At 66.7% G+C, this 12,053-nt stretch carries 9 protein-coding genes; all 9 read left to right on the top strand.

Features of this window, described 5'->3' with window-relative positions; genetic code table 11:
- Positions 1-5 precede the first annotated feature (5 nt).
- The 9 genes from H8S61_RS07005 (at position 6) to H8S61_RS06965 (ending at position 12,053) form a co-directional block, all read left to right on the top strand.
- Positions 6-1,340, top strand: a complete 1,335-nt coding sequence (locus H8S61_RS07005) for an alpha-D-ribose 1-methylphosphonate 5-triphosphate diphosphatase (RefSeq protein WP_154333354.1) — start codon at positions 6-8, stop codon at positions 1,338-1,340.
- A 1-nt stretch (position 1,341) separates the two neighbouring features.
- On the top strand, positions 1,342-2,040 hold the full coding sequence (locus H8S61_RS07000) for a phosphonate C-P lyase system protein PhnL (protein WP_101721317.1): 699 nt from the start codon (positions 1,342-1,344) through the stop codon (positions 2,038-2,040).
- A gap of 5 nt (positions 2,041-2,045) precedes the next feature.
- Complete coding sequence (locus H8S61_RS06995) at positions 2,046-2,912, top strand: PHP domain-containing protein (protein ID WP_186938544.1); 867 nt, start codon at positions 2,046-2,048, stop codon at positions 2,910-2,912.
- A 93-nt stretch (positions 2,913-3,005) separates the two neighbouring features.
- Positions 3,006-5,486: an ROK family protein gene (locus H8S61_RS17625; protein WP_186938462.1), complete on the top strand. Its 2,481-nt coding sequence runs from the start codon at positions 3,006-3,008 to the stop codon at positions 5,484-5,486.
- Between the two features lie 61 nt (positions 5,487-5,547).
- Positions 5,548-6,741, top strand: a complete 1,194-nt coding sequence (locus H8S61_RS06985; protein ID WP_255466501.1) for an SLC13 family permease — start codon at positions 5,548-5,550, stop codon at positions 6,739-6,741.
- Positions 6,742-6,929: 188 nt separating this feature from the next.
- Positions 6,930-7,733 (top strand): transporter substrate-binding domain-containing protein, encoded by an 804-nt coding sequence (locus H8S61_RS06980; RefSeq protein WP_186938460.1) that lies wholly within the window; start codon positions 6,930-6,932, stop codon positions 7,731-7,733.
- A 120-nt stretch (positions 7,734-7,853) separates the two neighbouring features.
- On the top strand, positions 7,854-9,122 hold the full coding sequence (locus H8S61_RS06975) for an amino acid ABC transporter permease (protein ID WP_255466500.1): 1,269 nt from the start codon (positions 7,854-7,856) through the stop codon (positions 9,120-9,122).
- Positions 9,123-9,134: 12 nt separating this feature from the next.
- Entirely contained in the window at positions 9,135-9,902 is a 768-nt protein-coding gene (locus tag H8S61_RS06970; protein ID WP_160942089.1) for an amino acid ABC transporter ATP-binding protein, read from the top strand.
- A gap of 744 nt (positions 9,903-10,646) precedes the next feature.
- Positions 10,647-12,053 carry a cytochrome ubiquinol oxidase subunit I gene (locus H8S61_RS06965; protein WP_160942088.1) on the top strand — a complete coding sequence of 469 codons (1,407 nt, stop codon included), beginning with the start codon at positions 10,647-10,649 and terminating at the stop codon, positions 12,051-12,053.

Below are 12,053 nucleotides of genomic sequence, written 5' to 3'. Positions count from 1 at the left end.
TCTTCATGGACACCAATTCTTGCATCATTCGCGGCGGTACGGTGGTGTGCGCCGACCGCGCGCTTCCCGATTGCGACGTCGTGGTCATCGACGGGCGCATCGCCTCCATCGAGCCGGTGGGCTCGTCCGACTTCGACGCGCAGCCCGACGCCACGATGGGCGTGCTGCCCGTGGTGGACGCGCGCGGCGCGTACGTGGTGCCCGGCCTCATCGACATCCACTCGGACTACGTGGAGAACGTGGCCTCGCCGCGTCCGAGCGTGGTCATGGACCTGTCCACGTCGCTGTACAAGGCCGACCGCGAGCTCGTGTCGCACGGCGTGACCACCATCTTCCACTCGCTGTCGGTGTACGGCGCGCACGTCTTCGACCACAAGCCCATCCGCAACTTCGGCAACGTGAGCGCCCTCATCGATCGCGTGGCGGGCCTGCGCGAAGGCGAGGAGCGCGACCACCTCATCCGCCATCGCCTGCACATGCGCGTCGAGCTGGACTCGGTCGACCTGTACGACGACATCGAGGGTTTCCTGCGTTCGGGCAAGGTGGACCTCGTGTCGTTCATGGACCACACGCCGGGGCAGGGCCAGTACCGCGACCTGCTCGTGTTCGGCGACACGCTCAAGGGCTACCGCGACGTCAGCGACGAGGAGGTGCGCGCCATCGTGCGCCAGCAGCAGGAGAGCGAGAAGCTCACGTACGCGCAGATCACCGCGCTGGCCAGCGTGGCCCGCGAGCGCGGCGTGTCCATCGCCTCGCACGACGACGACAGCGAGGACAAGCTGGCGTTCATGGACGGCCTCGAAGCCACCATCTCCGAGTTCCCCATCTCGCTCGACATCGCGCGGGCGGCGCGGGCGCGCGGCATGCACACCATCGCGGGCGCGCCGAACGTCATGCTGGGCCACAGCCACTCCGGCAACCTGAGCGCGCGCGAGGCCGTGCAGGCCGGTGCCATCGACGTGCTGTGCAGCGACTACTACCCGGCGGCGCTGCTGGACGCGGTGTTCACCCTGCGCGACCAGTGCGGGCTCGACATCGCCAAGGCGTTCGCACTCGTCACCATCAACCCGGCGAAGGCCGCGGGCATCGCCGACGAGGTGGGCTCCATCGCGGTGGGCAAGCGCGCCGACGTGCTGCTCGTGCGCGAGATCTCGTGCGGCTCTTGCGGTTCGTCCTGCGACGGCGCGGCGCGCACGATGCCCGTGGTCACCCGCGCGTTCGTGGGCGGGCGCTCGGTGTTCCGCTCGCACTATCCCGACCAGCCGTGCGGGTACGGGCGCGACACCGAGCAGCTCGTCTCGCTCGAGCAGCTGTCCCGCCCCCTGGTCGAGGCGGTGTAGCATGGCGCTCCTCGAAATCGACGGTCTGTCGAAGACGTTCCTGCTCCACCGCGTGAACCGCCGCGTGCAGGGGTGCCAGGACATCGACTTCGCCATCGAACCGGGCCAGTTCGTGGGCATCACGGGCCGCAGCGGCAGCGGCAAGTCCACCATCCTGCGCTGCATCTGGCGCACGAACCTGCCCGAGCGCGGCCGCATCCTGTACGACTCGCAGCGCTTCGGCATGCTCGACCTGGCGCAGGCCACGCAGCGCCAGATGCTGTACCTGCGCGCCTACGAGCTGGGGTACGTCTCGCAGTTCCTCAACGCGCTGCCGCGGCAAACGGCCTACGATATCGTGCTGAAAAGCGCGCTCGAGGCGTACGGCGCGGACGAGCGCCCCCGCGCCGAGCAGGAGACCGAGCGCATGCTGCGTCACTTCGACCTCGACGAGAACCTGTGGGAGCTGTATCCCCGCACGTTCTCGGGCGGCGAGAAGCTGCGCCTCAACATCGCCGCCGCCATGATCAAGCGCCCGCGCCTGCTGCTGCTCGACGAGCCCACCGCCTCGCTCGACAACGCGTCGAAGCTCAAGGTGCGCGCCCTCATCGAGCAGCTGAAAGCCGAGGGCACCACGATGCTCGGCATCTTCCACGACCTCGAATTCATGGAAGGCTTGTGCGATCATGAGTTCAACATGCAGGAAGGAATGATGGCGTGAGGGATATGCGGCGAACGGACGGTTCACGTGAAACATCGGGCGGGGCAGTGGCGCTGGCGTCGGGGCTTGCCGACGGCGCGCCCGGGGCGCTCGGCAAAACCGACTTCCACGTGCATTCGACGATGTCCGACGGTTCGGACACGTTCGAGCAGGTGCTCGCCCAGGCGCGCGAGCGGGGCATCGAGCGCCTGGCGTTCACGAACCACGACACCACCGCCGGGTTGGCCGAGGCGCGCGAGCTGGGCGAGCGGATGGGCGTGCAGGTGGTGGGCGGCATCGAGGTGAGCGCCTACGACTTCGAACGCGGACGCAAGGTGCACGTGCTGGGCCTGGGGATCGAGGAGGGCGCGCCCGCGCTGGCGGCCCTGTGCGGACCGGTGCTGGAGCGGCGCAACGCGAACACGCACTGGCAGCTCGATCGGCTGGTGGAAGCGGGCTACGCGGTGGACGTGGAGCGCGCGTTGGAACTGGGCCGCGCGTCGACGTGCCTGTACAAGCAGCACCTCATGGCCGCGCTGACCGACGAGCCGTTCACGAGCGAGGGCTATCGCACGCTGTACCGCAGCTTGTTCAAGAACGGCGGCATCTGCGACCGCGACATCGACTACGTGGACGCGCGCGACGCCGTGCAAGCCATCGTGGAAGACGGCGGCCTGGCCGTGCTCGCGCATCCCGGGCAGCTCGACAGCTACGACCTGCTGCCCCACCTCGTGGCATGCGGCCTCGGCGGCGTCGAGCGCTTCCATCCCGACCACGGGCCCGCCGACCGCGAGCGCTGCGCGGCGTTGGCGGAGGAGCACGGCCTCGTGTGCACGGGAGGGTCGGACTATCACGGACGCTTCGGGGCGGTGGAAAGCGTGGGGGTGCGGTAGCCTTGCGCTCCCGCCCTCCCGATCTTCAACCGACGGTTGAACCCGGCCTCCATCCTCGGCTGCTCGGTGCGACGCGATACACTAGCGCTCACTATGAGAGAGCGAATCTTCCAAATCGTGCAGCACGCCCGACCGGGCGACAAAGTGAGCCACGGCTACGATATCTTCATCGTGGCGGTGGCGTTCCTGAGCATCGTGCCGCTCATGTTCCGCCCGCAGGACATGACCCCCGACGTGGCCGCCGCCATGAACATGATCGACGTCGTGACGGTGTACATCCTGTTCCTCGATTACATCCTGCGGTGGATGACGCACGACATCAAGACGGGGAAGAAGGGCTGGCGCGCGTTCGCACGCTACCCCTTCACGCCGTTCGCCATCATCGACCTGCTGGCCATCCTGCCGTCGCTCGGCGTGCTGCCCGAGACGTTCAAGTTCCTGCGCGTGCTGCGCGTCACGAAGATGTTCCGCTACTCGAAGAACCTCACCATCGTGGCGAACGTGTTCCGTGCCCAGCGCAACACGCTGCTGTCGGTGCTGGCCGTCGCGCTCATGTACATCTTCGTCAGCGGCCTCGTCATGTTCGTGAACGAGCCCGACACGTTCGACAACTTCTTCGATGCGCTGTACTGGGCCACCACGGCGCTCACCACGGTGGGCTACGGCGACGTGTACCCGGTCACCGATCTGGGGAAGTTCATATCCATGGCCTCGTCGCTGTTCGGCATCGCCATCATCGCGCTGCCCGCCGGCATCATCACCGGCGGCTTCCTCGAGCAGATTCGCCAGCGCGACGAGGACGGCGAAGCCTACTTTCGCACCAGCGAGCGCAAGCCGTTCAAGGGACGCACGCCCTTCTCGTACGGCAGCGTGCGCGCGTACGCGAAGGCGCATCCGAAGGTGGTGGCGTACGGCGTCACCATGCTCGCGTGCGTGCTGCTCAACGAGGCGCTGTACTTCGCCGCGCAGGCGCTCGGCACGCCGGTGTGGCTCGACACCACGGGCACCGCGCTGGCCGCCATCCTGCTGGAGCCGGCGGCGGCGCTCATCGTGGGGTTCGCGAACAACCTCATCCTGGCCGTGCAGTTCGGCAACGCGGGCAACCTGCTGTACTACGGCCTCAGCGCCATCACCGCGCTCGTGTACGGCATCGTGTTCGCGCGCGGCACGCGCATCACGCTGCGCTCGCTCGGCTGGGCCGCGCTGTTCCTCGTGGTAGGGGAGTCGCTCATTTCCACGGCGCTGTCGTTCTCGCTGGCCGGCGGCCAGCTGACCACGGCGACGGAGCAGCTGTACGGCGACGTGCTGGCAGGCTGGGGCGTCCCCGGCGTGCTCGCGGTGTTCGGCGCGCTGCTGGTGGACAAACTCATCGACACGGCGGCTGTGTTCGTCCTGGTCATGGGGGCGTCGCGGCTCGTCGTCGGCAGCCGCCTCGACCCGGCCCGCTGGTTCGCCCGGCGCGCCGCGCCCGCCGTCGCCGGGGCCGGCGAGCCCGTGTCCGAGCCCGCCGCAACCCCCGACGCCTCCGCAACGGGCGCTCCCGCGACCCCCGACGCGCCCGTTCCCGACCTCGCCAGTCGCTACGTCCTCGGCATCGACGTGGGCGGCACGCACACGAAGGTGGGCGCGTTCACCGCCGCGGGCGAGCACGTCGTCTCGCGCGTGTTCGACTCGCAGCGCGTGCTGGCCGACGGCTCCCACGCCCAGCTGTCGCGCGAGATCGTGCCCCTGCTGCAGCAAGCGGGCATCGGCGGGCGCGCCGTCATCGGCGTGGGCCTGGCCGTGCCGGGCGCGGTGGCCTCCGAGGAGTCGTTGAAGCTGTGCCCGCATCTCGACCTCGACCTGCGGTCGTACAAGGCCTTCCTGCTGGACGTGTTCCCGAAAGCGCGCGTGGCGGTGCTGAACGACGCCGACGCCGCCGTGCTGGGCGATCGCTGGCGCGGCACCTCGCACGACCGCCAGGACGAGAACGTCGCCTTCGTCACGCTGGGCACCGGCGTGGGCGCGGGCATCATCGCGCGCGGGCGCCTGTTCTCGGGCGTGCACGGCGCGGCGGGCGAGTTCGGCCATCTGTGCGTGAACCCGGACGAGGAAGCGCGCTGCTCGTGCGGCAAGGCGGGCTGCCTCGAGCAGTACGCGTCGGCATCGGGCCTCGTGCATCATGCGCGTGCGGCGTTCGTCGCGGAGCGCGGCGAGGCGGCCGCCGACGAGGCCCTGGCCGCGTTCCCCGACGCCCGCGCGGTGCTCGACGCCGCAGTGCAGCGCGACCCGGCCGCCCGCGACGCGCTCGAGCGGTTCTCGGACGCGCTCGGCTTCGGCCTCGCGCAGATGGCGTGCCTCGTCGATCCCGACGTGTTCGTGTTGGGCGGCGGCCTGTCCGAGCGCGCCGACCTGTACCTCGACGCCGTGCGCTCCCGTTACCGCGCGTGCGCGCTGTCCGTGTGCCGCGACACGCCCATCGTCGCGTCGTCGTTGGGCAACGAGTGCGGCGTGTACGGCGCCGCCTACCGCGCGTTCCAGGAGCTCGCCAAGAGCGCGCCCGGTTGCGTTGCGGAGGTCGACGCGATACGCTGATGCCATGACGCACGATCCCACACGGCCTCGAACGATCAACGCCCCTCAAGCAAGGGGCGTTTTGGCGCGCAGGGACGCGGTTTCCGCCTGCGCGCGCTTCGCGCGGACCCATGCGGTGCTGCTCGTGTCGGCCGCGGTGGCGGCGGCCACCATGCTGGCCGTGCCGCCCGATGCGGCCTACCTGGGCTACTTCGACCTGAAAACGCTGGCCTGCCTGTTCGGCATCCTCGCCCTCGTGGGCGCGCTGCGCAACGCGGGTGTGTTCGAGGCCACGGCCCGCGCCCTGGTGGCGCGCTTCTCCACCTGCCGCGCGGCGATCGCGGCCATCGTGGGCATCACGCTCGTGCTGTCGATGATCGCCACGAACGACATGGCGCTCGTCATGATGCTGCCCCTGTGCGCGGCCACGCTGCTCAAGGCGGGGTGGGAGCGCGCGCTGCCCTTCGCCTTCATCATGCAGAGCCTGGCGGCGAACCTCGGCGGCATGATCGTGCCGTTCGGCAACCCGCAGAACCTCTACCTGTTCGAGCGCTTCTCCATTCCGCTCGCGGACTTTCTCGCGGTCATGGCGCTGCCCTTCGCCGTGTCGGTGCTGCTCATCGGCGTGTGCTGCGCCGCGTTCGCGAAGTCCGCGCCCCGCGTGCCCGAGGCGCGGCCCGCGCAAGAATCGGGGCGCGAGCTGGGGCAGGATCGTTCCGCGCCCGTCGACCGCCGCCGCGCCCTCGCGTGCGGGGCGTTGCTCGCGCTGGTCATCGCCTCGGTGTTTCGTCTCGTGCCGTATCCGGTAGCGCTCGTCGCCGTCGTCGCGGGGCTGCTCGTGCTCGACCGCCGCGCCCTGCGATCGGTGGACTTCGGGCTGCTGCTCACGTTCGCGTGCTTCTTCGTGTTCGCGGGCAACATGGCGCGCATGCCCGCGGTGGAGGAGGTGCTGTCGCGGGCCATGGCGCACAACGCGCTGCTGGCCAGCGCGGGCGCCAGCCAGATCATCAGCAACGTGCCCGCCGCAGTGCTGCTGTCGCACTTCACCGACAGCTACGAGGCGCTGCTCGTGGGCGTGAACATCGGCGGCGCGGGCACGCTCGTGGCCTCGCTCGCCAGCCTCATCACGTTCAACCAGTACCGCGCCGTGCGGGCCGCGTTCGGCCGCCGCCCCGAGCTGGCGCGCCAGACGGCGGGCGGCTTCGTTGCGCGCTTCACCGCGTTCAACCTGTGCTTTCTCGCGGTGCTGTACGTCGTGTGCTCGTTCTGGTCGTAACACTTTATCGCTTTAGAGCGCTAAACCGCACGGCCCGCCGAAACGACCGCTCGGGGGCCATCACGCCCAACTAACCCCTCTCTTGGCGCGTCGCCCTTTGATAAAGGGCGCGCGGGGTCGTATAGTAGTGCACCTGCATCATACTTATACCTGTTTGAGAAAAGCGGATGCAGTGAAAGGGGAGGATCATGAATATCAAGAAATGGGGCGCTCTCATCGCCGCAGGCGTGTTGGCGGCATCGCTCACGCTGTTCGGCTGCTCGTCCGGCGGAGACCAGGGAAGCGCCACCAGCGCGAGCGGAACCGACACGGGCTACACGCTTATCAACGATGGCAAGCTGACGGTGGCCGCGTCGCTCGACTTCCCGCCGTTCGAGAACCTCAACGGCGACAAGCCCGAGGGCTTCGCAGTCGACCTCATGGGTCTTTTGGCCGAGGAGCTCGACCTCGAGATCAACTACCTGCCGTCCACGAAGTTCGACACCATCGTGCCGCTCGTCCAGACCGGCGGCAAAACCGATGTGGGCGTGTCCTCGTTCACCATCACGGACAAGCGTCTGCAGCAGGTTGATTTCACCGACACGTACTGCAATGTGAACCAGAGCATCACGGTGCGCAGCGATTCGGGCATCACCGACGTCTCGCAGCTCGAAGGCAAGAAGATCGGCGCTCAAACCGGCACCACTGGTTACGAGTGGGCCGCTGAGAACATCAAGGACGCCGAGGTCACCGGCTACGACGAGATGACGGCGGTGTTCGCCGCGCTCGACTCCGGTCAGATTGATGCGGTGTCCGTCGACCTTCCGGTGGCGAACTACTACGTGAAGTCCTACACCGACTGCCAGGTCATCAAGGAAATCCCCACGGGCGAGCAGTACGCCATTGCCGTGAGCAAGGAGAACCCGGAGCTCACGAAGGCCCTCAACAAGGCGCTGCAGGCTGTTCGCGACAACGGCAAGTACGACGAGCTTGTCGCCAAGTGGCTCGAATAATACAGTCTGCGTGACATCATGAGTATTATTCGATGCACGCGGATGCACGCAAGTGCCGCAGCGCTGTTGGTCGCTGCGGCACTTGCCGTGTTGTTCGCGTTTCCGTTGAGCGCCCAGGCGATGGAAGTTGAGCGGTGGACCGCCCAGCCGAACGACGACGCGCTCGAGAAGGTTCTGGGCGCAACGCCCACTCGTGTGACGTGGCAGGGTCAAACCGACTCCGAGGAATCGCTGTCGGGCTTGACCATCAACCTGCCCGAAGGCTCCACGGTTGACGAGGAAAACGTCAAGGTCACCGTCATGGACGGCCTCGATCGCCTCGATACGGCCTCCACGGTGCAGGTGGAGAACGGCTCGTCGATCGCCGTCGCGTTCCCCGAGCCCACGCCGGCCGGTTCGCTCATCATGGTGGAGTGCAACCGCACGCTGCTTCCCGGCGAAGGCGGCACGTTCGGCCTGGCCGGAAACTACACCACCTCCGACGGGCAGACGAGCGACATGCCCGCCACCGACAAGACGTTCGACGTGGTCAGCACGTCGCCGGTGGAGCAGTTCTCCACCTGGCTGGGCACGCAGGATTGGGTGAAAGCGTGGAACTCCAACAAGTTCCTGCACCTGTTCTTCGACCCCACCATCATCGTCACGTCGGTTCCCGTCGTGTTCAGCGGATGGCTCATCGCCATCGCGCTCGTCATCGTCAGTTTCCCGCTGGCCATTCCCATCGGCCTGCTGTGGTCGTTCTTGCGCATGGCGAAGAGTCGCATCCCGCGCGCCATCGGCGCCACGTACATCAACATCGTACGCGGCACGCCGCTGTTCTTGCAGATTTACATCGCGTTCTTCGGCCTGCCCTTGCTCGGCATCAAGATGGACCTGTTCGTGCTGGGCGCCATCGTGCTCGTGATGAATTCGAGCGCGTACCTGGCCGAGATTTTCCGCGCGGGCATCCAGTCCATCAACGGCGGTCAGTTCGAGGCCGCGCGTTCGCTGGGCATGAACGGCGCGCAGACGATGTTCTACGTCATCATCCCGCAGACCGTGCGCCGCGTCATCCCCACGATGACGAGCGAGTTCATCCTCATGTACAAGGACACGTCGCTGCTCGCCGCCGTGGGCGTCATGGAAATCATGATGTACGCGAAAACCATCACGGCCGCCACGGGCAATGTGACGCCGTACATCGTGGCTGCCGGCTTCTACCTCATCGTCACCATTCCCATGACGAAGCTCATTAACGTGCTTGAGGCTCGCATGGCCGGTGGCAGGCGTCGCAAGAAGAACATCGCCATCACGTCGGAAGAGGCCGTGCTGCCCGACTCCGACGCCGCCGTGTCCAAGAGCCTGCGCATGTCCGAGACGCTGGCCGGCTCCAACCATATCAGCCATTAAGGAGGTGCGGATATGAGCGAAACGAGCGAAGAAACCAAGCATCTGACCGGCGAGCCGGTGGTCCGCATCGAGGGGCTGCGCAAGGCGTTCGGCGACAACGTGGTGCTGCGCGGCATCGACCTTGAGGTGCAACGCGGCGAAGTGGTGGTCATCCTGGGGCCGTCGGGCTCGGGCAAGTCGACGCTGCTGCGCTGCGTGAACCTGCTGGAGACGCCCACCGAAGGGCGCATCTTCTTCGAGGACACCGAGATCACCGCGAAGAAGACCGACATCAACAAGGTGCGCGCCAAAGTGGGCATGGTGTTCCAGAACTTCAACCTGTTCCCGCACCTCACGGCGAAGAAGAACGTCATGCTGGCGCAGCAGAAGGTGCTGCGCCGCGCCCACGACGAGGCCGAGAAGATCGCCGTCGAGCAGCTGACCCGCGTGGGTCTGGCCGACCGCGTGGACTACAAGCCCTCCGAGCTGTCGGGCGGCCAGCAGCAGCGCGTGGCCATCGCCCGCGCGCTAGCCATGGACCCGCACGTGATGCTGTTCGACGAGGCCACGAGCGCGCTCGACCCCGAGCTCGTGCGCGACGTGCTGGGCGTCATGAAGGGCCTGGCAAAGGGCGGCATGACCATGATCGTGGTCACCCATGAGATGGGCTTCGCCCGCGACGTGGCCGACCGCGTCATCTTCATGGACGGCGGCTTCATCGTGGAGCAAGGCACGCCCGAAGACGTGTTCGACCACCCGAAGTCCGACCGAACGAAAGACTTCTTGGGCCACATCTCGTAGCGCTCGCCGCGCCCCGCTCCGGCGGGGCGCGCGGGCTGCCCCCCCCCACGCAACGAACGAATGTTTCACGTGAAACATCCGGGCCCGTCCGGGGGCGGCCGCAAGCGATGTGGGCGCAAAACGGCACCCATGCCAATTCCGAACGGCGTTTCGGGCCGGGCGCGCCAGGTTTTCGGAAAGACGCACGGCATATGCCCAGGTCGCGAGATCCTCCGAGCTGCTGCGACCCGAGTTCGTCTCGGGCAACATTGGTATGGGTGCCGTTTTGCGCCCAAAAACCGAACAGGCGATCGGCTCGGCACCGGCTTGCGCGCTGCCGCGTGCCGGGGAGATATGCGCCAAACGGGGAATAGAAACAAATGTTTCACGTGAAACATCCTGCGGGCTTGGTTGGTGCCCCTGGCTGTTGGCAACGCTCCCGGTCGCAATGCGGCTGCGGAGTGCCGGGGGGGGGGTGGCTCCGTCGTTGCGACGCGGTGATCGACTCTCTCCCTTTGTCCCTGGCGCGCCGACTGGCACTGCGCGCGACCCGCGATCGGCGCGTCGCGCGATGCACGGCCCCGAAAGCCTCCGTCGCGCCAAAAGGGAAGGACCCCGCACCCCCGCACCCCGCACCTTCCTGTAAACTCCTTGTTCCCGGTATGTCAAAAAATGTTATTCATCTAATAACATTTTTTCAACAAATGGTGATACAATGACCAATATAGGCATCTGTCGGTACAGACGAGAGTAAGGGGGTGTGCGATGGATATCTTCTCCGATCCCGTGATGCTAGCGCGCTTGCAGTTCGCTTGCACAGCGGCATATCACTTCATTTTTGTGCCGTTGACCATCGGTTTGGGACTTATCCTTGCCATCAACGAAACACGGTACTACCGCTCCCGCGATCCCAAGGACGCGGCAGCAACCAAATTCTGGGTGAAGATCTTCACCGCGACGTTCGTGATAGGTTTGGCCACGGGCATCACGATGGAGTTCTCCTTCGGAACGAACTGGGCGGACTACTCGAGGTTCGTCGGCGACATCTTCGGTGCGCCGCTGGCCGCCGAGGCGCTGCTCGCGTTCTTCCTCGAGTCGACGTTCCTGGGCGTGCTGCTGTTCGGCCGCAAGCGCGTCTCGCCGAAGTTCTACATGGTGTCGTCCTGGCTCGTGTGGTTCGGCTCGGCCCTATCGGCCCTGTGGATCCTCATCGCGAACTCGTGGATGCAGACGCCGGCCGGCGCGGAGCTGTCCGCCGACGGATCGAAGGCCGTCATCACCGACTTCCTCACCGCGGCGATGAACCCCTCGGTGTGGCCGCGCTACTCGCACACCATCGTCGCCGTGCTCATCATGGGCGCGTTCGTTGCCATGGCCGTGTCCGCGTGGTACCTCATCAAGAAGCGCCACACCGACTTTGCCATGAAGACGATGAAGCTGGGTGCCGTGGTGGGCATCGTGGTCAGCTGCGTCATGCTGGTGACCGCGCACTCGTCCGCCGTGGTCGTGGCCGAGGAGCAGCCCACGAAGCTGGCGATGATGGAGGGCATGTACGACTCCGAAGTGCCCCCGCTGTACGCATTCGGCTGGGTTGACGAAGAGAACCAGCAGGTCATCAGCCCGTTCTCCATCCCGGGTGGCACGAGCTTCCTCGCCACCGGCACGTGGGATACCGAGTACGAGGGCCTCAACGAGCTGGCCGCCTCCGCCGAATACGGCGCCATCGACCCCGAGACCGCGCCCGTGAACTTCGTGTTCCAGACGTACCACCTCATGGTTGCGATGTACGGCCTCATCATGCTCACGATCATCCTCACGCTCGTGTTCACGCTGCGCGGCGGCAAGATCCAGAACATGAAGTGGCTGCAGCGCCTCGTGCTCATCTCGCCGGTGTTCCCGCTCATCGCCATCCAGGCGGGCTGGTTCACGGCCGAGGTCGGCCGCCAGCCGTGGGTGGTGTACCCGTCCGCGACCGGCCCCGACGGCGTGAGCCTGCTCACGAGCGAGGGCGTTTCGCAGTCGGTGTCCGCCCCCGAGCTCATGATCACGATGGTGCTGTTCCTCGTGGTGTACGCGTTCCTCATGGTGGCGTGGGCTCGCACGATGGGCCGCTTCATCAAGGAAGGCCCCGTTGTCGAGACCGAAGGCGTCGTCGCGAAGGAAGGTGAGTAA

Origin of the sequence: Eggerthella hominis (assembly GCF_014287365.1) — a bacterium.
Lineage (GTDB): Bacteria > Actinomycetota > Coriobacteriia > Coriobacteriales > Eggerthellaceae > Eggerthella > Eggerthella guodeyinii.
Note: the sequence above shows the minus strand (reverse complement) of the source record. Positions and strands in the feature narration are given on the sequence as shown.